The sequence below is a fragment of the Streptomyces rubellomurinus genome, assembly GCF_000961885.1.
In the GTDB taxonomy this organism is placed as follows: domain Bacteria; phylum Actinomycetota; class Actinomycetes; order Streptomycetales; family Streptomycetaceae; genus Kitasatospora; species Kitasatospora rubellomurina.
Genome location: NZ_JZKH01000049.1, coordinates 1 through 20,309 on the forward strand (window position 1 = coordinate 1; position 20,309 = coordinate 20,309).

Below are 20,309 nucleotides of genomic sequence, written 5' to 3' on the forward strand. Positions count from 1 at the left end.
GAGCAGGTCGGGGCGGACGGCATGGAAGGCCTCCAGGCCCTCCAGGCCGTCGGCGGCCGTGGTGACGGGGAAGCCGTAGCGTTCCAGTGCCATCCGGGTGGCCTCGCGGATCACCTCGTCGTCCTCGACGAGGAGGATGTGCGGCTGGGCCGGGGCGGCGGGGGCGGCCGCGGAGGGGGCTGCGGGGTTGGCTGCGGGGGTCATCGCTTCGCTTCCGGGGACACGGCGGGGGCCGCCGGTTTGACGGGGGAGGGGGTGGCGGTGACGACCGCGCCGGGTGCCTTGGGGGTGGGGCGGACCGGCTGGGGCACGGCGCCGTACGGCGGGTCGCCGGCCGGCTCGGTGTGCGGGAGCAGGCCGATCCCGTCCACCTTCTGCTCCAGCGGGGCGAGGCTGGTGCCGTCCCAGTGGTAGTGGGTGCGGGTCTGGGTGGTGGTGCTGGTCGGCTCGCGCAGCCACAGGTCGGAGTCGACGGTCTCGGCGCTGAAGCCGCTCTGGACGCGCACCCGCAGGATGGGCAGGACGCGGTCCCCGGCGAGGGTGTAGACGTGCAGCACGACCGGTCCGGGGGTGACGACGGCGGTGACCAGCTCCGGCCGGCCGTCCCCGGTGAGGTCGCGGAACTCCGGCGCGCGGACCTCGCACCCGGCGCAGGAGTCGAGCGCGCGCTGTTCGTCCGCGGTGAGCGCCGGGTCCTTGGCGAGGAGGGTGCGGACGTCGACGGTGGTGAGGTCGTGCCCGGGGACGGTCAGGTCGGGGATCGGCTGCGGCGGCGCCTGCGGGGTGGCGGCGGCGGCCGCGACCGGCGGCGGGGCGGTGGCCAGGCCGGGCCAGAGCGGTTTGGCCACCGGCGGCGGGGTGGCGGCCTGGACGGGGCCGCCGTCGCGCAGGCCGCCGGGGGCCTCCCGGCCGAGGAGCAGGGCGGCGAGCGCGAGGAGGCCGGCCAGGGCGGCCGACACGGCCACCGGGACGGCGCCCGGCCGGCGGCGGGGGCGGGGTGCTGCTGCCACGGTCGGTGCTCGTCCTCCTGGTCGGCGGCGGTTCCTCGGGGCGGGGGCGTCCGTCTCGGTGGTAGGTCGTACGGGGAGCGGTCGGCGGTTCCGCCTCCGGAGGTTCCGCGTCCGGCGGTACGGCCCCGGTCAGGCCGGGTCCGCCAGGACGATGATGTTGTCCGTCCAGTGGCCGTCCGCGCCGATCCGCCCGCCGCAGGTGATCAGCCGCAGGGCGGGCGCGGGGGTGTCGCCGTAGACCTGCTCGGTGGGGAAGCGGTCCTTGGCGGCCTGGACCAGCCGGCTGACCTTGAAGTCCACGGTGCCGCCGTCCGCGCGCCGGACCCGGATCAGGTCGCCGGGCTTCAGCTTCGGCACGTTCCGGAAGACCGCCGGGCCGTGCACGGTGTCGTAGTGCCCGATCAGGACGGCCGGGCCGGTCTCGCCGGGGGTGGGGCCGTTGCGGTACCAGCCGACCTCGTCGCCGTGGTCGGCCGCCGGCACCTCGACGGTCCCGTCCGGGTTCAGGCCGAGGCCGGTCACCGGCGCGTCCACCCCGGCGGCCGGGATCAGCAGCCGGGTCGGTGGCGAGGCGGCGACGGGCGGTGGCGCCGGGGTTTCCCGGACCGGCGGGGGCGGGGTGTCCGCGGCGCCGTGGCCGGAGGTCTCGATCCGCACCACCGGGCTCTCGCCCCGGCCGGCCAGGGCCAGCGAGGTGCCGAGCACCAGGCAGAGCAGGCCCGCCGTGCCGAAGGCCGTCCGGCGCAGGGGGCTCGGGGCGGGCCGGGCGGCGCGGCGCCGCCCGTGGCCGCGGCTGCGGCTGTGGCCGCGGCGTCTTCCGCCGGTCCCGGCCGGCGGGGCGGCCCCGGCGCCGCTTCCCCCGCCGGCCGGGTACGGGGGAAGGGCGCCGGGGTGCCCGGCGGGCTCGGGACCGGTGTCAGCCGCGCGCACCGGCCCGGCGGCGCAGGACGGCGAAGCCCAGCGCACCGGCGCCCACGGCGGCGACGGCGCCGCCGCCCGCCAGCATCAGGCCGGAGCTGTCGGAGCCGGCCCCGGAGCCGTCGCCGGCCCTCGCGGCGCCCTTCGGCACCTCACGGACCTGCGGCCGGTCGCCGCCCGGCGCCACCGGCGAGGGGACGGCGGTCTTCGGCGGGGAGACGGCCGGGGCGTTGCCCGTGCGGGCCGGGGCGGGCATGGCGGTGGGGGTGCCGGCCGGGGTGGGCGTGGCGGTGACGGGGGCGGCGGCGCCGGGGGCGGTCGCGACGGGCTTCGGGGCGCCGTCGGCCCAGGCCTGACCGGTGGTCGTCGTGGTCAGCAGGGCGGCGCCGGTCAGGGCGCAGACCGCCAGGACACGGCGGGCGGGGGAGCGGAAGGTGCGGCTCCTGCTCGTGCTCATGCGGTGGGTCTCCTCGTGGGTGCTGCGTCGGTCTCGGAAGGGCGGTTCGTGACGCGGTCGCGGACGTCCGTCGTCGGCGCCTGACGCGGTCGTTCGCGTCGCGGACGCCCTGCGGCCTCGGTACGGCCGGGGCGTCGACAGCGACGTTAGGAGGGCCGTGTCGCGGTCGGCGGCCGGTCGTGTCACGGCCGCCCATCGGCTGTGTAACGGCGCGCGGCGGGGGTGTTGCGGTGGGGCGTATTCCCGGGCGGGAAGCGCGAGTTGGTCGGCAGCGCGAGTTGGGCCGGCGAGGGCCGCGCGGCCGCTACTCCTCGCCGCGGTCCCGGATCAGGGCGGCCAGGCCGTCCAGGACCCGGCCGAGGCCGAACTCGTAGGCGTGGGAAGGGCTGTACGCGCCGCCGTGGGCTGCGCCGGCGGCCGCGCCGACCCGGGCGGCGGTCGGGTAGCGCTCCGGGTCGAAGACCCGGGCGAGGAGTTCGGCGTTGCCCGCCCACCACTGCTCGTCGCTCATCGCGCTGTCCTGCCGGGCGGCCCGCTCGTCGGCGGCCATCCGGGCGCAGGTCTGCACGAAGCCCAGCAGGTGGGTCAGCGCGGCGTCCAGCTCGACGTCGTCCAGGCCGGTGCCGGCGAGGGCGCGCAGCTCGTACTCGTACTTGGCCATCAGCCCGGGGCCGAGCGGCGGGCGGCTGGTGGGGACGGCCGCCATCCAGGGGTGGGCGCGGTGGAGGGCGAGGTTGTCGTCGGCGACGGCGGTGGCCCGGGCGCGCCAGCCGTCGTCGGCGGGCGTGCTGCGCGGCATCCGGGCGTACACGGTGTCGAGCATCAGGTCGAGGAGTTCGGCCTTGCCGGGGACGTAGGTGTAGAGCGCCATCGGGGAGAGGCCGAGGGCCTGGGCGACGCGGCGCATGGTCACGGCCTCGACGCCCTCGGCGTCGGCGAGTTCGACGGCGGCGGTGGCGATCTCGGCCGGCGAGTGCGCCTGGCGGGGGCCGCGTCGGCCGGCGGCCGGGGCGGTCGGCACGCCCCAGAGCAGGGCGAGGGTGCGGGCCGGGTCTCCTGCTCCGCTCCGGTTCGTGGCCATGCCGGAATCCTGTCACAGCAATTCTCCGTACTATGTATAGTGTACGGCGTACGGAGAATTGCTGGCCTTGTCGCGGCCCATGCCGCCGAGAGGACTCGTCTTGAAGATCAACAGCTCTGCCGTCTCGCTCACCGTCGAGGACCCCGCCGCCTCCGCGGCCTTCCTCGTCGACCACTTCGGCTTCCGGGAGGAGATGGCCGCGGACGGCTTCGTCTCGCTCGGCCGCGAGGACGCCGGGATGAACGTCATCTACCTGCGCCGGGGCCTCGACGTCCTCCCCGAGGACTTCCGCGACCAGCGCGCGGCCGGCGTGCTGGTCGTCTTCACCGTCGACGACCTGGCCGGCGAGCAGGAGCGGCTGCGGTCGGAGGGCGTCGAGATCACCCTGCCGCTGCGCGAAGAGCCCTGGGGCGAGCGGCTGTTCCAGGTCGCCGACCCCAACGGCGTGGTGATCGAACTCGTCGAGTGGGTCACTCCGGCCGCGAACTGACCCGCGTCCGCCCGGGCCCCACCGGCAGGGCCCGGGCGGATGCGGCTTATCCGATTGCGCGGGGCGCTGGAAGCTGGCACGGTGTCAGCGCTTCGACGGGCGAAGCGCTTTGACCGACCGGGGGCTGCCATGGGCAGGTTGGTGACGCCGGGCGACCTCGCCGCGTACGACCGGCCGCCCTACTGGCAGCCGCCGGAGCCGCGGCGGACACCGCGGGAGTGGGCGCTCGACGTGCTGCTGCCCTGGCGGCTGGCGAGCCGGATCTACGGGCCCTACCGGATGATGCGGATGTCGGCCTCCGGGGTCGCGGCGGTGGCGGGCGCGGAACTGCTGGATCCGCTGCTGCAGCCGCTGGCCACCCAGCTGGTGGCGCAGACGCTCGACCCGCTGGTGGAACGGCTGATGTGGGCCCGGGCGCTGTTCGGCCTCGGCGTGATCCTGCTGGTGGTGCGCCTGGCGAACGGGACCTCCGCCGACGAGCTGTTCAAGGACTCGTTCGGGGACAGCATCGTGCTGCTGGTCACCGGGCCGATCGCGCTGCTGCTCGCCTGCGTGTCGCTGGTGCTGCTGGCCCGGGCCGGGACGAGGCGGCGGGTGGGGCGCCTGGTGGCCCGGCCGCTGTTCACCGGCGTGGTCACCTTCGCGGGCTTCCTGCTGATGGCGGAGTCCAACCCCGGTGCGTACATCGGCAACTTGGCCGGGCTGCGGCTGCTCATGGCGACCTGGGTGCCGGCGTTCACCCTCCCCACGGTGTACCTGATCCACCGCAACTCCTTCGCGGTGCGGGGGCACCCGCTGGTGCGGCCGCTGGTCGCGGTGCTGCTGGTCTGGCTCACCCTGATCGGGCACGTCACCCTGGTCGACACCAAGGGCGCCACGACGAGCGGCGCGGGGGCCCTGGCCGGGCTGCTGGTCGGCCCGGTCGGGGTGACGGTGACCGCGCTGATCGAACTGGTACGGCTGCGCCGCCGCCACCGGGTCGGCTTCCGCGGCCCCCTGCCGCCGCTGCCCGGGCGTGCCCCGCGGGGGACACGCCCGGGGGTGTGACCGGTCTCAGCGATCCTCCCGGCCCGGCGTGTGCGCGTGGGCGGAGGCCGCCGCCCGCGCGGCCTCCTCGGCGATCCGGGCGGCGGCCCGGGCGGCCTCCCCGCTCGTGTGCCAGTCCTGGATGCGCCGGGCGGTGGCGGGGTCGGGGGGAAGGACGCCGAGCTGTCCGAACAGGCCGAGGTCGTCGCGGACCGCCTCGTGCCGGACGACCTTGCCGTCCCGCAGGCGCAGGATGTGGACCTGCTCGGTGTCGATCCCGACCCCGGTGGGCGGGATCGCCTGGTCGAGCTCGCCGTCGCGGTAGCGGACGAAGGGGCCGGTGTGCCGGCCCCGCATGTGCATCCGGATCCACACCTGGTCGCCGTCGTGGGCCAGGTCGGTGACGGGGAAGCTCAGGTCGGCGAAGGCGGCGCGCAGCCACGCGCCCGAGGCCAGTACGCCGGCCGGCCCGGGGATCGAGCAGGCGGCGGGGGAGACGGCCGCCTGACGGTTGGTGAAGTCCGGGTGCACGACCGCCGCGGCCAGCGCTGCGTCTCCGGTCGCCAGGACGGTGAAGAGCCCGCGGGCCGCGTCCTCGGGTGACATTCCCATCGGTTCGGTTCCTCCAGTGCGTGGGGCGGGGCGCCGCCCTGACCGATATTCAGGTTACAGAGAACCTATTGAATAGGTCTGACATTCCCCCGACTAGGCTGACCCCATGCCGACCCCCAAGCGCACGTACGTCTCGCCCCGGCGGGAGGAAGCCGCCGCCCAGACACGTGAGCGGATCCTCCGGTCGGCGACCCGGCTGTTCGCCGAACGCGGCTACGGGCGGGTGACCGTCGCGGACATCGCGGCCGAGGCGGGCGTCTCCTCGAAGGCCGTCTTCGCGAGCGCCGGCAGCAAGAGCGACATCCTCAACGAGATCGTCGACACGGCCGTACGGGCCTCCGGCAGCGAGTGGACGATGCGCGCCGTACTCGCCGAGCGGGACCAGGAAGCGGCGCTCAGGGCGCTGGCCCACGGCACCCGGGTCGGGAACGAGAGCATGTTCACCGTCCACGAGGCCGTCCACAAGGCGCTGCCGTCCCACGAGGACGGCGAGGCCCTGTGGCAGCGCGCCACCGCCGACTACCGCGCCGCCCTGCGCACCGCCGCGCACCACCTGCACGCGCTGGCGAAGCCGGCCGGCCCGGAGGAGGAGACGGCGGACCTCCTCTGGTTCTGGTTCGGCCCCGGCGGCTGGCGCACCCTGGTCGCCGAGAACGGCTGGCCCTGGGACCGGGCCGAGGCCTTCCTCCTCCGGACGGCCCTCGCCACCCTGCGGACGCCGTGATCCGCCGATCCGCACCTTTTTCCGCGCGCGCTGTCACATCGCCGCGTCGGGATCCGTCGATCCGGTGACGGACACCGACCGACGAAGAGGGACACCACGTTGAACGCCCGCATCACCACCACCGCCCGCATGAAGAACCCGGCGCTCGTCCTGCCGGACGCCATGAAGGGCATCCAGACCATCTACAAGGCCATGTACCAGGGCGGCGTCGCCCCGCAGATCCTGGAGCTGGTCCACCTGCGCGCCAGCCAGATCAACGGCTGCAGCGCCTGCGTGTTCGCCGGCGTCGAGGGCGCGAAGAAGCACGGCGTGGCCGACGAGCAGCTGCACGCGCTGGTCGCCTGGCGCGAGGCCCCGTTCTTCACGGACGAGGAGCGCGCCGCGCTCGCCCTCACCGAGGCCGCCACCCGGATCGCGGACCGCTCCGGCAAGGCCGCCCCGGACGAGGTCTGGGACGCGGCCGCCGACCACTTCAGTGAGGAGCAGCTCTCCGCGATCATCCTGATGATCAGCCTCACCAACTTCTTCAACCGGATCAACACCACCATCGAGGAGCCGGCCGGCGCCACCTGGAACTGAGCCGGGCCCGATCGGGGGCTTGTCGGCGGGGGCGCCTAGGGTGCCGGGCAAGATCACCGGCAGCTCCGTGCCGGGGGCGTGCGGCGCGAGGCATGGGGGTTCGCTGGTGGCTTGGTGGAACAGGAAGCCGGAGGACGAGCGGGCGCGGTGGGAGCTCGACCCGCTGGTGGGCGTCGGGCCGCTGCGGTTCGGGATGAGCCCGGATCAGGTCCAGGCCGCCCTGGACGGCGCCATCGCCTACGTGTCGCAGGGGACGGAAGGCCGCCTGGTCTGGCAGACGTTCCACGATGTCGAGGTGACCGCGATCTACGGCCCGGGGCCGCGGCTGGCCGCGGTGGCGCTCGACGGGCGGTCCGGCCCGCTGGTGCGGCTGCGGGGCGTCGAGCTGATCGACCGGGCGCCGTCCGAGGTGCGGGCGGACCTCCTCGAACTCGCCGGTCGGGAAGGGGCGTCGGTCCGGGTCAACCGGAGCGGGGACCCGGAGGCGGCGGCCTGGGGCCTGTCCATGGGTGCCAGGCCGGGATGGGCGCTGTCGCCCGAGGGGTACGCGGAGCGGACGGACCGGATGGTCACGGACGCGCTGTGCGCCGGCCCCGAGCTCGCCGAGGACCCGTACGGGACCGAGCCGGTCAGGCAGTGGTGCAAGGTCCGGGAGGAGCGGGGCGCCCACTCCGGGCAGTGGCCGGTGCGGGCCGAGGGGGACCGGCCGCGGTGGGGCTGCACGCCGCTGGAGGGCGTCGGCCCGCTGCGGTTCGGGATGAACCCGCGCGAGGTCGCGGCCGCCCTGGGCGGCGAACCGCCGGCCGAGCGTCGGGGGTGGTTCACCTGGCAGGGGTACGGGGCCGAGCAGTGGAACCTGGAGCAGGACCGCTTCGACGGGGCCGGGGTGACGGCCCACTACTGGCACCGGGACGGCTTCCCCACGCTGGCGGCCGTGACTGTGGACGGGCGCACCGGCCCCCGGGTCGAGTTCGAGGGCATCCCGCTGATCGGCAGGCCGGTCAGCGAGGTCGACGCGGCCATGCATCAGTACGTCGAGGGCAGCGACACGGGGCTGCGCGTCGGCTGCGCCGGGGACCTGGGGCCGGACGGGACCAACATCTTCGTCCGGGCCGACCGCGCCGGGGACGCCGTGATCAGCGGGGCCCGCTTCTGCGCGGAGGACTGGGAGGACCACGGCTGACCGGGGTGCGTGCGCAGGAAGTCGGCGGGGCCGACTTCCTGCGCGGGGCGGAGCCGGCCGCGCCGGCATCGGCCCGGCGCGCGGTAACCTGCCGGACAGCGACGGGCGAGGAGGGCCGGCAGCGTGCCGATCTGCGCGGAGTGCCGCACTGCCGAGGCGGCCATCGAGGACCTGGACGTCGAGCCTCCCCAGCCTTGGTGCGTGGGATGTGCGACCACCTTGGTGAGCGCGGGTGATCCCGTGCTCAACTACCTTGCCCTGACGGGTGATGCTGCCGACTACTCGCGGGCCCTGTCCCGGCGCAGCACCGCGGTTCTCCCGTTCGGGTGAATGACATGGCCAAGCGACCCCGCCCGGTGATCCGGGCGGGGTCGCGGGGGTTCAGGGGCGGTGGGTGGAGATGGTGATGGGGTGGGCGGTCCAGCTGGTCATGCTGCCGATGTAGAGGGTGATGCTCCAGCTGCCGTGTCGGGCGAGGCAGTTGGCGACGCCCTCGCCGCCCGCCGGGCCGATGCAGAGGCGGATCAGGTCGCGGTGGGCCTCGCGGACGGGCAGGTCGCGGACGTTCTCCCAGAGGACGGGGAGGGCGTGGTCGAGGCTGGGGAACAGCGTGGGCGCCATGAGGCCGGAGATCCCGGCGAGGACGGCGCTCACGCGGCGGCCAGCTCGGGGGAGACGTGGCACCAGACGAACTTGCCGATGCCGTGCGGCCGGGGGGAGCAGCCCCAGTGGGTGGCGAGCTCGTGGACGAGGAGCAGCCCTCGGCCGGCCTCGTCGGAGTCCGAGGTGTTGCGGAGGGTCGGTGACTCGAAGGGCCTGGATGGGTCGGCTCTCGTGTTCGAAGCCGATGCGCGAGAGGCTTCGTGGGCGCGGTAGAGGTGGGCGAACGTCCGGCCGATTGAACAAAGAGTGGTGCCCGCACGGCTGTGGCCGTGCGGGCACCACTGTTGGGCTAGCGTTCCTCAGAGGATGCGGCCGAGGTGGATGACGGCAATGGTCACCATCTGCTCGGTGATCTCGTACAGGACGCGGTAACGGCCGACGTGGATGCGGCGAAGATCCGGCGAGCCGTAGGGTGCCGAGCCTGCCGGCCGGGGGTCGTCGGCCAACAGGTCGACTGCGTCCATGACCTGGCGAAGGCCATCCGCGTCATCTTTGAGGAACCGGGCGGCCGCATTGATCGCAGGCTCGTCCCAGGTGATCCGGTAGGTCATTCACGCTCCAGGCCCAGGAGGGAGCGGACGTCCTCGTGGGGCACGCTCGCGACGGTGCCTGCGGCCTGGCGGGCTCGGTAGCGGGCGAGCGCGAGCTCGTCTTCCAGATCGGCGAGTTCCTGCGGGTTGATGAGCACGGCAGCGGGCTGACCGTGGTCGGTGATGGTGATGCGTTCACGGCTGTGGGAAGCGCGGCGCACCAGAGTGCCAAATCTTGCTCGCGCCTCAGTGATAGGCAGAGTCTCACTCATGGCAGAAGTGTACACTTCGCGCGGGTTTTGGTGTGAGATGTAGCCGCAAGTCGCCAGTCTTCACCTTGAGTAACGGCACTGGATGGAAAAGAGGGGAGGAGCGCGGCAGGGCGCTCCTCCCCTCTTGTTCTTGGGGCTTAGAAGTCGTCGTCGAAGGAGACCGAGCCCTCGACCGCCACCTGGTACGCGGACACCCGGCGCTCGAAGAAGTTGGTCAGCTCCTGGACGTTCTGGAGCTCCATGAAGCCGAACGGGTTGGTCGAGCCGTACCGGATCGGCATGCCGAGCCGCGCGAGGCGCTGGTCGGCAACAGCCTCCAGGTACTGGCGCATCGACTCGGTGTTCATGCCGGTCAGACCGTCGCCGCAGAGGTCCTGGGCGAACTGGAGCTCGGCCGCGACGGCCTCCTCCAGCATCTCGGTGACCTGCTTGGCCATCTCGTCGTCGAAGAGGTCGGGCTCCTCCTCGCGCACGGTGTCCACCACGGAGAACGCGAAGTCCATGTGCATGGACTCGTCGCGGAACACCCAGTTGGTGCCGGTCGCGAGACCGTGCAGCAGGCCCCGGCTCCGGAACCAGTACACGTACGCGAACGCGCCGTAGAAGAACAGGCCCTCGACACACGCTGCGAAGCAGATCAGGTTGAGCAGGAACGCCCGCCGATCCTCCTTCGTCTGCAGCGACTCGATGTGGTCGACCGCGTTCATGTACTTGAAGCAGAACTGGGCCTTCTGGTGGATGGAGGGAATGTTCTCCACCGCGGCGAAGGCCGCGTTGCGGTCCTCCGGGTCCGGAAGGTAGGTGTCCAGCAGCGTCAGGTAGAACTGGACGTGCACGGCCTCCTCGAACAGCTGCCGGCTCAGGTACAGCCGCGCCTCGGGCGAGTTGATGTGCTTGTAGAGGCTCAGCACCACGTTGTTCGCGACGATCGAGTCACCGGTCGCGAAGAACGCGACCAGCCGCCCGATGAGGTGGCGCTCGCCCTCGCTGAGCTTCGCCAGGTCGGCGACATCCGAGTGCAGGTCCACCTCCTCCACGGTCCAGGTGTTCTTGATCGCGTCCCGGTACCGGTCGTAGAACGACGGGTAGCGCATCGGGCGCAGCGTCAGCTCGAAGCCGGGGTCGAGCAGCATCTTGCGGTCGTCGGCAGTCATTACTGGCAGGCCTCGCAGGACTCGGGGTTCTCCAGGGAGCAGGCGATGGCGTCCTGCTCGGCCTGGGTCATGGTGGGGGTCGGCAGCGGCGCGGCCGTACGCGCGGCACCGGACGCGGCCTGGGCGATGCGGGTGGCCGGGCGCGAGCGCAGGTAGTAGGTGGTCTTGAGACCGACCTTCCACGCGTACGCGTACATCGAGCTGAGCTTGCCGATGGTCGGCGCCGCCATGAACAGGTTCAGCGACTGGCTCTGGTCCAGGTACGGCATGCGGGCCGCGGCCAGGTCGATGAGGGCGCGCTGCGGCAGCTCCCAGGCCGTGCGGTACAGCGACCGCACCTCCTCCGGCAGCCAGTTGAACTCCTGCACGGAGCCGTTGGCGTCGCGCAGCGCGTCGCGGGTCTGCTGGTCCCAGACGCCGAGCTCCTTGAGCTCGCGCACCAGGTACGGGTTGACCTGCAGGAACTCGCCGCTGAGCGTCTCGCGCTTGAACAGGTTGGACACCTGCGGCTCGATGCACTCGTACACGCCGGCGATCGAGGCGATCGTCGCGGTCGGCGCGATCGCCAGCAGCAGCGAGTTGCGCAGGCCGGTCTCGGCGATCCGCGCCCGCAGCGCCGTCCAGCGCGAGGCCCACTGCGGGGCGGCGCTCGGGAAGTGGTCGATGTGCAGCTCACCGCGCGCGGCGCGGGTCTCGCCGTACGCCTCGTGGCGGCCCAGCTGTTCGGCCAGGTCGGCGGAGCGCTCGTACGCGGTGAGCATGATGCGCTCGGCGATCAGCGTGGACAGCTGCTTCGCCTCGGCCGAGTCGAAGTCGATCCGCAGCTTGAAGAAGACGTCCTGCAGGCCCATCACGCCCAGGCCCACCGGCCGCCAGCGCGAGTTGGAGGTGCCCGCTTCGACGGTCGGGTAGAAGTTGATGTCCACCACGCGGTCGAGGAAGGTCACGGCCGTACGCACGGTGGCGTCCAGGCGCTCCCAGTCCATGGCGTTGATCAGGTCGTCGGCGCGGGCGTCGAGGGCCACGTGCGCACCGAGGTTGACCGACCCCAGGTTGCAGACGGCGGTCTCGGAGTCGTCCGTGACCTCCAGGATCTCGGTGCACAGGTTGGACGAGTGCACCGTGCGGCCCGGCAGCGCGGTCTGGTTGGCGGCCCGGTTGGAGGCGTCCTTGAAGGTCATCCAGCCGTTGCCGGTCTGGGCCAGGGTGCGCATCATGCGGGCGTACAGGGTCTGCGCCGGGATGGTGCGGACGGCCTTGCCGGCCAGCTCGGCCTTGCGGTAGGCCTCGTCGAAGTCGGCGCCCCACAGGTCGACCAGCTCGGGGACGTCGGCCGGGGAGAACAGCGACCAGTCCTCGTTGGCGTTCACGCGGCGCATGAACTCGTCCGGGATCCAGTGCGCCAGGTTGAGGTTGTGGGTGCGGCGGGCTTCCTCGCCGGTGTTGTCGCGGAGCTCCAGGAACTCCTCGATGTCGGCGTGCCAGGTCTCCAGGTAGACGCAGGCCGCGCCCTTGCGCCTGCCGCCCTGGTTGACGGCGGCGACGGAGGAGTCGAGGGTGCGCAGGAACGGCACGATGCCGTTGGACTTGCCGTTGGTGCCGCGGATGAGGCTGCCGCGCGAGCGGATGCGCGAGTAGGACAGGCCGATGCCGCCGGCGTGCTTGGACAGGCGGGCGATCTGCGCGTAGCGGTTGTAGATCGAGTCCAGGTTGTCCAGCGGGGAGTCGAGCAGGTAGCAGCTGCTCATCTGCGGGTGCCGGGTGCCGGAGTTGAAGAGCGTCGGCGAGGAGGTCAGGTACTCCAGGCGGCTCATCAGGCCGTACAGCTCGGCGACCTCGCGCACGGACTGCTCGGTGTCGCCGACCGCCAGGCCGCAGGCGACGCGGAGCAGGAAGTGCTGCGGGGTCTCGATGACCTTGCGGGTGATCGGGTGGCGCAGCAGGTAGCGGGACTGGACGGTGCGCAGGCCGAAGTACTCGAAGCGGTCGTCGCCGTGGGCGTCGATCAGGGCGTCGAGGGCGGCGGCGTGCTTGGCGACGAAGTCGGCGGTGGTGTCGCCGATCAGGCCCTCGGCGTGGCCGACCGCGATGGAGGCGGAGAAGGACACCGAGCCCTGGCTGTTGGCCTCGTCGACGATCTCCAGGGCGAGCAGGCGGGCGGCCAGCTTCGAGTACTGGGGGTCCTCGGCGATCATCGACGCGGCGGCGTCGACGGCCAGGCCGCGCAGCTCGGCGAAGTCCGAGCCGGCGTGGCGCCCGCGCAGTGCGGCGGCGGCGACGTGGCCGGGGTCGACCTCGGTGAGGTCGGCGCTGCGGTCGGTGAGCAGCCGCAGCAGGGCACCGCCGGGGTCGGTGACCGTCTGGTCGGTGAAGGCGGTACCGGTTCCCTGGGCGGGCAGGGTGGCTGAGGCAGCGGTGGTCAAGGCGCTCTCTCCTGGCGGCGATCGGCGGCGTGATCGGGTGGCGCCGGACCGTTCGGGGCAGGGGAGCACGGCGCGAACGCGGGCGGCGTCGCGCGACGGTGTCTCCCCGGCCCGCCCGCGAGGCCCGGAAAGGTGGTGCTGGTGCTCGCGCGGCCCCTGCGGGAGGGCCGTGGCGCACGCCGCCGGCAGGTACTCGGACTTGCGGGCCCGGCTCGTGTGAGCGCCCGCACACCGCTGCGGGGCAGTCCCGGAATCGCACCGGGTTCCCCTGCGTCGACAGCAGGAGTGAGCATACATGTTGTGGTGTCTCCCTGATGTGACACCACATGTAGTACAGCGCCGTGTGTCGGGGCGATGACCGGCGGTGCCGGGCGGATGGCGGGCGGTGCCTGTGGCAGGCGGCACAAGGGGCCCCGGGCCGCGCCCGGGGCGTCCTGGTTTCGATACGGAACGGTCACCGGGCGGCTGGTCCGTCGGAGTGATGCCCTACGATCTGGGCGACATGTGAGCGAGCGCAGCGGGCGGGTCCGCGACACGAGGGGTGCGCGTCTCGCGGAGCGATCGACGAGGCAGCGAGGGGGCCGCATGAGCGACGGATTCGGCGCACCTGGGCAGGGGCCGCAGGGGACGCCCCCGGCCGGGGCGGGGAACGCGCAGAACCAGCCGGGGCCGGTGCCGCCGCCGAGCGGGGGCTTCGGGCCGCCGCCGGCGTCGTACGGGCCGGTCGTGCCGCCCGCGCAGCCGGTGGCGCAGCCCGTCCCGCCGGTGCCGCAGCCGGGGCCGGTGCAGCCGCAGCCGCAGCCCGTCCCGCCGCAGGCCCCGCAGCCGACGCCCCAGCCGCAGCCCGTCCCGCCCCAGCCCCAGCCGCAGGCCTCCCAGCCCGCGCCGCCGTGGCAGCCGCAGGCCCAGCCGACGCTGCCCGCCCAGCAGTTCCAGCCCCAGCCGCCGCAGCCCCACCAGCCGCAGCCGCCGCGCGCCGAGCCCGACTGGGAGGCGCTGGCGAACCGCAACGAGGCAGAGGGCAAGCGCAAGCGCCGCACGAAGGTGATCGGCATCGTGGCCGCCGTCGTCGTGGTGGGCGGCCTGGCGGCGGGCGGCGCGATGCTGCTGGGCAAGCACGACGACCCCAAGCCGGCGCCGGTCGCCTCCCCGGCCACGCCCGCGCCCACGCCCCCCTCGCCGGCCCCGACCACCAGCCAGGGCGGCGGCGACGACCTGTCCAAGCCGATCTGGGACGCCAGCACCGACCCGGCGCCGCAGGACGCGAACGCGCTGTTCTCGGCGGCCCAGGTGACCATCAACGGCGCGACCTGGAACCGCACCACCGTCTCGCTCGACCAGCCCTGCTGGGACGGCAACTCGACGACCGGCGGCCTCGGCAAGATCCTCGGCGACCAGGGCTGCCGCCAGGTGCTGCGGGCGACGTACGTCTCCGGCGACAGCGCGGTGACGGTCGGTGTCGCGGTCTTCGACCACAGGATCCAGGCCGAGACGGCGATGAAGAACTACGCCGGCCAGCTCAAGGGCGCCGCCGCCCCCGGCGCGCCGGCCTTCTGCGCCAACCCGGGCTGCACCAACACCCACAACAGCATGGGCCGGTACGCCTACTTCACGGTCGAGGGCTCGGCGAAGGGCGGCAATGCGCCGGACGCCACCGCGACCGCCGCGGCCCCCGGCTTCGCGGAGCACGTGAAGGGCCAGCTGCTCCAGCGCGCGAAGGCCGCGGGCAAGGCGGCCCCCGGCGCCCCGGCGACCACGCCGACTGGCTGACCTGCCGCGACCTCCCCCGGCCCCGGCGGGTTCGTTCGCCGGGGCCGGGGGAGTGTGGCAGGCTCTCGCCGTAGTCAGTCGTACGCGTGTTCCGGTTGCGTCCGTGGGGGTCGGCGCCGGCGAGCAACCGGAGGAGTGGTCCGTGGCCCTGCCCAGAGCCCTGCGCGGCAAGCCCGCCGCGCTCGCGGCCGCCGGGGCGGTCGTCGTCGCCACGGGTGCCTTCGTGCTGCTGGACCGCGACGGCGCACGGCCGGAGGACGAGCCGCAGCCGCCGCGCGTGGAGGTGGCGGTCGGCACCCCGGGGCGGACCCTGCCGCCGGACGTCGGCAAGGAGCTGGTCGCCCGGGATCCGCTGGCCTCGCCGAACGCCCGCGCCGTCCAGCAGTTCCTCGACGACCTGGAGCGCCAGGCCCGCACCGGCAAGAGCGGCGGGACGGTCATCGGCCAGCACGTCGAGGCGCACAACGAGCGCAACAACCCCGAGTACGGCGACTACCGCGGCACCAAGCAGGTCGGCTACTACTACAAGCGGGCCGCCGACATCACCGGCAAGCTGCCCGGCTTCGTCGAGACCGACCTCGGCCCCGGCTACGGCCAGAACACCTGGGGCGTCGGCAACCCGCGCTCCTACTCGGCCGGCCGCTGGCCCACCTGCCGGGCCGGCTGGCAGTACACCGACGACGCCGTCGACCTGATGGCGGCCGTCTGGTCCGGCCACCCGCGCGCCGACGACGGCACGTACGACTTCGCCGGCGCCCAGCACAACTGCGACGGCAGCCTCACCGAACTGCCCGACAACGGCGGCGCGCCCGCCGGGATCGTCGGCATGAGCTTCCACCAGCCGTACCCCGGATCCGACGTCAAGTCCTTCGACCGGGTGCTCTGCTCCAACTCCCCGGCCGCCCGGGACCCGGCCTGGTTCGGCCGGGTCGTCGACGCCGCGCACGACACCCCCGAGTACCGGTCGCTGATCACCGACCTCTCCTACCTGGCCGACCACCTGGAGTACCTGGCCGCCCACGACGTGCCGGTGCTGCTGCGCCCGTACCACGAGATGAACGTGCTGGACTGCTCGCGCCGCTTCTGGTGGGCCGGGCAGAAGCCGGCCGACTACCAGGCGCTGTGGAAGATCACCTACAAGTACCTGGTGGAGACCCGGGGCCTGCACAACCTGCTGTTCGTCTGGACGCCGGTCTCCTGGGACGGCGCCCCCGGGGTGGACCCGTGGGACTACTACCCGGGGCCCCAGTTCGTCGACGTCGTCGGGGTGGACGACTACAGCGGCAGCCCCGCGCACCCGATCGGCACCGGCGAGACCTGGACCAGGCGGTACTACGACGGGCTGGCCGCCTACGAGAAGCCGCGCATCCTCGCCGAGTCCTTCGCCGTCCCGGTCAACTCCCGCCAGCCGGACACCCTGCGGCGCACGCCCTGGACGATCTGGACGGTCTGGGGGCAGTCGCTCACCGCCGACAACCTGACCCCCGACCAGCCGCGCAACTCCGCCGCCGACGTCAACGCCACCTACCGCAGCCCGCTCGCCATCACCGGCGGCGCCGGCTCGTTCGGGCCGACCGTCGACTGGGGCGGACTGCACGTGCGCTGACCGCCCGAAGCTCCTGAAGATTGCCGGCAGATCTCCGGAAGATCGACTGGACCCGGAGAATTCCGGGTCCGTTCCGGGGTGTGGCATCCTGTGGCGGCGATAGCCGAGGGTCGGCGAGCGGCCGTGGGGCGGAACGGGCGAGGCGGGGGAACGGGATGACACAGACGCGTCCGATACGCGTGGCCGGCGGCCTCGCCGTCGGCTGGGGTGCGGTGCTGCTCTGCTGGGCGGCGTACAACTGCTTCGGCCAGGTCGGCTTCGGCACGTACGTCGAGGGGATCTTCTACTACGGCGGCTCCTCCGTGGACGCCGAGACCGGCAGCCTCAACTACGGCCTGCTGTACCTGATCGCGGGCCTCCTGCTGCTGCGCGGGCGCGGCTGGGCACTCGCCGTGGCGGCCGGTGTCGCCGGCGTCGAGGGCTACAACCGGGTGCGCAGCCTGACCGGCGCGCTGCTCGACAAGCCGCAGCGCGAGTGGTTCACCCACACCACGGAGGGCCAGCTCAAGATCGCGACCTTCGCGCTCGGCGTGATCGTCAGCGCGACGCTGATCCTGCTGCTCGCCAGGTCGACATGGGGGGAGCGGCCGGAGGTGGCGGCGGCGGCCGAGCAGCCGCACTGGTCGATCCTGCAGACCGTGCCGGCGACCGGCGTGCCCGCCCAACAGCCCTACCCGCAGCCGCCGTTGGTCCAGCAGCCCCAGCAGCCGCAGCCCCAGCCGCAGCAGGCCGCCTGGCCGCAGCAGCCGCCGGCCCAGCCCGCGTGGCAGCAGCAGCCGCAGCCCCAGCCCTACCAGCCGCAACCGCAGCCGCCGTACCAGCAACAGCCCGTGCCGCAGCCGCCCGCCGCCTGGCCTCCGCAGCAGCCCGCGCCGTACGGCCACCCGCCGACCCTGCCCCAGCAGCAGTGGCCCGCCGCCCCGCCCGCCCCCGGGCCGGTCACCCCGGGCCCGGTCGTGCCGCCGCCCGCCGACCGTCCGCCCGCCGACCGTCCGCCCGCCGACCGCCCGCCGCAGGGCTGAGCCCGCACCTCGGCCGCCCGCCGCGCGCCCGCGAGCCCGCGCACCCGTAGGCCGCCCACGAACGACCCCTGACCCGCCCCGGGAAAGGGCCCGAGACCAGACGAGGAACGACTTCCGCCATGTCAACGACAGCCCCGGCGCGGACGGTGCTCACCACGTCCCGCGAGGCCGCCCGGCTCGCCGAGCGACAGATGTCGTGGAAGCCGAGAGTGGCGCCGTTCTACATCTCGTTCGGCATCATCTTCGCCTTCTCCGTCTGGGCGTACGTGCCCAACCCCACCCCGCTCGGCTGGGCGATCACGATCCTGTGGGGCATGCCGGTGTTCGGCGTGCTGATCGGCTTCCAGGGCGTGCTGATGGTCCGCCGCCGACTGCGCCAGGTCGACAGGATGACCCCGGCCGTGCCCGTCGAGGACGACTTCCTGATCGTCCTCGTGCCGACCATCGGCCGCCACGACACCTACCCGGCGCTGGAGCGCTCGGTGCTCTCGTACGTCGAGCACCTGCCGCCCTACTTCCCGTGGATGCGGGTCGACATCCTCACCGAGGAGGGCTGCGCCGCCGCCGAGAAGATCGACGAGCTGGCCGGGCGCCACCCGCTGATCCGGGTGGTGACCGTGCCGAAGGCGTACCAGACGCCCAACGGCACCAAGTTCAAGGCCCGCGCCAACCACTACTCGCACGAGCTGCGGATCGAGGAGGGCGAGGCCGAGGACGACGTCTGGGTGCTGCACATGGACGACGACACCGGCGTCGGCCCGGACACCGCCGCCGCCGTCGCCCAGTTCGTCAACCGGCAGCGCCGGGCCGGGGACGACGCCAAGCACATGGCGCAGGGCATCCTCACGTACCCGCGCGAGAACGCCGTCTCCACCTTCACCTGGCTCGCCGACGCGATCCGCCCCGCCGACGACATCGCCCGCTTCCGCGCGATGACCGGCACCGGCACCCCGATCGCCGGCGTGCACGGCGAGCTGCTGATCGTGCGCTCCTCGGTGGAGGCCACCATCGGCTGGGACTTCGGGCCGAAGACCATCGTCGAGGACGCCCAGATGGCGCTGAACTTCTGCCAGCGCTACCCGGGCCGCAGCGACTGGTTCAACGGGCGCTGCTACGGCGCCTCGCCGGCCGGGATCAAGGACTTCCTCAAGCAGCGCGAGCGCTGGGCCTGGGGGCTGGTCGCGCTCTGCTTCAACAAGACCATCCCGCTGCGGTACCGGCTGTTCATCGGGATGGGCATGGTCAGCTGGGTGCTCGGCCCGCTGCAGCACGTCGGCCTGGTGCTGCTGGTGGCCTGGTTCACCGGCACCTGGAACACCTCGCCGGTCACCCAGTCCGTGGTGCTGGTCTGGTCGATCAACTTCGCCTACGTGATCTGGACGTACTGGGAGGGGCTGCGGCTGAACGTCGTCGCCTCCGCCAACCACCGGCGCAAGTGGTGGGAGCCGATGGTCGTGGTCGCCTGTATCCCGCTGTTCTCCTTCCTGGAGGGCTGGGGCGGCCTTCGGGGGCTGATCAAGTTCCTGAAGCGCGAGGAGAACAAGTTCGTCGTCATCGCCAAGCCGGCCTGATCGGAAGTCACGACCGTTGAAGCGCCCCCTCATCTTCGTCCTGCCGACCGCCGTGGTCGCCGTCACCATCGCCGTGCCCGTGCTGTGGGGCGACCACCCGATCCGGTTCGACCACCAGCGCCCCACCACCGTCCACTTCGCGGCCCCCACCGAGCAGGGCCGGGTCTGGGGCTTCGGCAAGGACGCCCCGGTGGTCGAGGACACCGGCCCCAAGGTCGCGAAGCCGTGGACCAAGGGCAGCCCCGAGTGGGGCGTGCAGGTGTACTGGCTGGACGACCCGGCCGACCCGGACGCCTTCGTCCAGGGCAAGGCCGACCGCATCGTCAAGTACGTCGTCGGGCTGAACGCCAACTCCCTGTCGGTGACGTTCCCGTACTACACCACCGGCGCCAAGTCGAACGCCGTCGCCGCCCGGCCCACCAGCCCCAGCCCGCAGCGCCTCGCCCTCCTCCTCGACGCCGCCCACCGAGCCGGCCTGCGCACCACCGTGCGGCCGATCATGGACGAGGAGGTGTTCGACTACGCCGCCACCCAGGGCTGGCGCGGCAACATCGCGCCCACCGACAAGGACGCCTGGTTCGCCAGCTACCTGGCCTTCCTCACCCCGTACCTGAAGACCGCGCAGGAGCACGCGGCCACCGAGTTCACCATCGGCACCGAGTTCAACTCGCTGGAGAACGACCCGCACTGGCCCGGCCTCATCGAGCAGGCCCGCAAGACCTTCCACGGCCAGATCGTCTACGACGCCAACTGGGACAACTGGTCCAAGGGCCCGCTGCCGATCCAGGCGGACGGAACGGGCGTCGACGCCTACTTCCCGGCCAAGTCCGCCGGCGACGACGCCCCGGTCGAGGACCTGGCGGCCAGCTGGCAGGGCTGGCTCGACAAGCGCGGCAAGGGTCCGCAGCCGACCACCAAGCTCACCGAGGTCGGCATCCCGGCCCAGAAGGGCGCGTACAAGACGCCCGGCGACTTCTACACCAAGCGCGAGCTCAACGAGGGCGTGCAGGCGGCCTGGTTCAACGCCGTCTGCGAGGTCGCGCGGGACCGCAAGCTGGGCGGGGTGTACTTCTGGTCGCTCTACTTCGGCATCGACCCGACCCTGCCGACCAACCCGGACACCCCGCGGATGGACTTCGCCGGCCGCCCGGCCTCCGAGCAGGCGATCCGCAACTGCTTCGCGCAGACCTACCAACTGCCGCCCGCGTGACGGCGACC

The 20,309-nt window shown here is 73.1% G+C and carries 21 protein-coding genes and 1 riboswitch; of the genes, 10 read left to right on the plus strand and 11 right to left on the minus strand.

What is annotated here, in order from left to right:
* From VM95_RS22595 to VM95_RS22615, 5 genes are all read right to left on the minus strand, one after another.
* Window positions 1-204 (minus strand): response regulator (locus tag VM95_RS22595; RefSeq protein WP_045699817.1); only part of this gene is annotated, 204 nt, incomplete at its 3' end.
* Complete coding sequence (locus VM95_RS22600) at window positions 201-1,010, minus strand: hypothetical protein (RefSeq protein ID WP_157882167.1); 810 nt, start codon at window positions 1,008-1,010, stop codon at window positions 201-203. The genes VM95_RS22595 and VM95_RS22600, both read right to left, overlap by 4 nt.
* Window positions 1,011-1,139: 129 nt before the next feature.
* Window positions 1,140-1,940, minus strand: coding sequence for a class F sortase (locus VM95_RS22605; RefSeq protein WP_244178897.1), 801 nt, complete (start codon window positions 1,938-1,940; stop codon window positions 1,140-1,142).
* Entirely contained in the window at window positions 1,927-2,385 is a 459-nt protein-coding gene (locus VM95_RS22610) for a hypothetical protein (RefSeq protein WP_052706692.1), read from the minus strand. Before VM95_RS22610 ends, VM95_RS22605 begins: the two co-directional genes overlap by 14 nt.
* 304 nt (window positions 2,386-2,689) lie before the next feature.
* Window positions 2,690-3,466 (minus strand): TetR/AcrR family transcriptional regulator, encoded by a 777-nt coding sequence (locus VM95_RS22615; RefSeq protein ID WP_045699822.1) that lies wholly within the window; start codon window positions 3,464-3,466, stop codon window positions 2,690-2,692.
* A gap of 100 nt (window positions 3,467-3,566) precedes the next feature.
* Here VM95_RS22615 and VM95_RS22620 point away from each other — a divergent pair, with 100 nt between their 5' ends.
* Together VM95_RS22620 and VM95_RS22625 are read left to right on the plus strand one after the other, a co-directional pair.
* Complete coding sequence (locus tag VM95_RS22620; RefSeq protein ID WP_045699824.1) at window positions 3,567-3,956, plus strand: VOC family protein; 390 nt, start codon at window positions 3,567-3,569, stop codon at window positions 3,954-3,956.
* A 129-nt stretch (window positions 3,957-4,085) separates the two neighbouring features.
* Window positions 4,086-5,003, plus strand: coding sequence for a hypothetical protein (locus VM95_RS22625; protein ID WP_045699826.1), 918 nt, complete (start codon window positions 4,086-4,088; stop codon window positions 5,001-5,003).
* 6 nt (window positions 5,004-5,009) lie between these two features.
* Here VM95_RS22625 and VM95_RS22630 read toward each other — a convergent pair whose 3' ends face one another.
* Complete coding sequence (locus VM95_RS22630; RefSeq protein WP_045699828.1) at window positions 5,010-5,594, minus strand: ester cyclase; 585 nt, start codon at window positions 5,592-5,594, stop codon at window positions 5,010-5,012.
* Between the two features lie 106 nt (window positions 5,595-5,700).
* On the opposite strand from VM95_RS22630, the gene VM95_RS22635 reads away from it, so the two are divergent.
* The 3 genes from VM95_RS22635 to VM95_RS43780 all read left to right on the plus strand — a co-directional run bounded on the left by VM95_RS22635 (window position 5,701) and on the right by VM95_RS43780 (window position 8,080).
* Window positions 5,701-6,318: a TetR/AcrR family transcriptional regulator gene (locus VM95_RS22635; protein ID WP_045699830.1), complete on the plus strand. Its 618-nt coding sequence runs from the start codon at window positions 5,701-5,703 to the stop codon at window positions 6,316-6,318.
* Between the two features lie 129 nt (window positions 6,319-6,447).
* Entirely contained in the window at window positions 6,448-6,897 is a 450-nt protein-coding gene (locus tag VM95_RS22640) for a carboxymuconolactone decarboxylase family protein (protein ID WP_045699914.1), read from the plus strand.
* Window positions 6,898-7,003: 106 nt separating this feature from the next.
* Window positions 7,004-8,080 (plus strand): hypothetical protein, encoded by a 1,077-nt coding sequence (locus tag VM95_RS43780; RefSeq protein ID WP_063773544.1) that lies wholly within the window; start codon window positions 7,004-7,006, stop codon window positions 8,078-8,080.
* A gap of 381 nt (window positions 8,081-8,461) precedes the next feature.
* Here VM95_RS43780 and VM95_RS22660 read toward each other — a convergent pair whose 3' ends face one another.
* The 5 genes from VM95_RS22660 to VM95_RS22680 form a co-directional block, all read right to left on the minus strand.
* The gene (locus VM95_RS22660; RefSeq protein ID WP_045699835.1) at window positions 8,462-8,734 is read right to left on the minus strand and encodes a hypothetical protein; all 273 of its coding nucleotides are present in this window, start codon (window positions 8,732-8,734) and stop codon (window positions 8,462-8,464) included.
* A 308-nt stretch (window positions 8,735-9,042) separates the two neighbouring features.
* Window positions 9,043-9,294, minus strand: a complete 252-nt coding sequence (locus tag VM95_RS22665) for a type II toxin-antitoxin system RelE family toxin (protein ID WP_045699837.1) — start codon at window positions 9,292-9,294, stop codon at window positions 9,043-9,045.
* Window positions 9,291-9,545, minus strand: coding sequence for a type II toxin-antitoxin system Phd/YefM family antitoxin (locus VM95_RS22670; RefSeq protein ID WP_045699840.1), 255 nt, complete (start codon window positions 9,543-9,545; stop codon window positions 9,291-9,293). The genes VM95_RS22665 and VM95_RS22670 overlap by 4 nt, the downstream gene beginning before the upstream one ends.
* Before the next feature lie 137 nt (window positions 9,546-9,682).
* On the minus strand, window positions 9,683-10,699 hold the full coding sequence (locus VM95_RS22675; RefSeq protein ID WP_045699842.1) for a ribonucleotide-diphosphate reductase subunit beta: 1,017 nt from the start codon (window positions 10,697-10,699) through the stop codon (window positions 9,683-9,685).
* Window positions 10,699-13,098 (minus strand): ribonucleoside-diphosphate reductase subunit alpha, encoded by a 2,400-nt coding sequence (locus VM95_RS22680; protein ID WP_045699917.1) that lies wholly within the window; start codon window positions 13,096-13,098, stop codon window positions 10,699-10,701. Before VM95_RS22680 ends, VM95_RS22675 begins: the two co-directional genes overlap by 1 nt.
* A 191-nt stretch (window positions 13,099-13,289) precedes the next feature.
* Window positions 13,290-13,421: riboswitch (cobalamin riboswitch) on the minus strand.
* Between the two features lie 286 nt (window positions 13,422-13,707).
* Here VM95_RS22680 and VM95_RS39000 point away from each other — a divergent pair.
* The 5 genes from VM95_RS39000 (at window position 13,708) to VM95_RS22715 (ending at window position 20,301) form a co-directional block, all read left to right on the plus strand.
* The gene (locus VM95_RS39000; RefSeq protein WP_157882168.1) at window positions 13,708-14,892 is read left to right on the plus strand and encodes a hypothetical protein; all 1,185 of its coding nucleotides are present in this window, start codon (window positions 13,708-13,710) and stop codon (window positions 14,890-14,892) included.
* A 142-nt stretch (window positions 14,893-15,034) separates the two neighbouring features.
* Window positions 15,035-16,498, plus strand: a complete 1,464-nt coding sequence (locus tag VM95_RS22700; protein ID WP_157882169.1) for a glycoside hydrolase family 26 protein — start codon at window positions 15,035-15,037, stop codon at window positions 16,496-16,498.
* A gap of 155 nt (window positions 16,499-16,653) precedes the next feature.
* The gene (locus tag VM95_RS39005; RefSeq protein WP_157882170.1) at window positions 16,654-17,520 is read left to right on the plus strand and encodes a hypothetical protein; all 867 of its coding nucleotides are present in this window, start codon (window positions 16,654-16,656) and stop codon (window positions 17,518-17,520) included.
* 119 nt (window positions 17,521-17,639) lie between these two features.
* On the plus strand, window positions 17,640-19,091 hold the full coding sequence (locus VM95_RS22710) for a glycosyltransferase family 2 protein (RefSeq protein ID WP_045699847.1): 1,452 nt from the start codon (window positions 17,640-17,642) through the stop codon (window positions 19,089-19,091).
* A gap of 16 nt (window positions 19,092-19,107) precedes the next feature.
* A complete protein-coding gene (locus VM95_RS22715) occupies window positions 19,108-20,301 on the plus strand; it encodes a glycoside hydrolase family 113 (protein WP_045699849.1) in 1,194 nt (397 codons plus the stop codon).
* Window positions 20,302-20,309 lie beyond the last annotated feature (8 nt).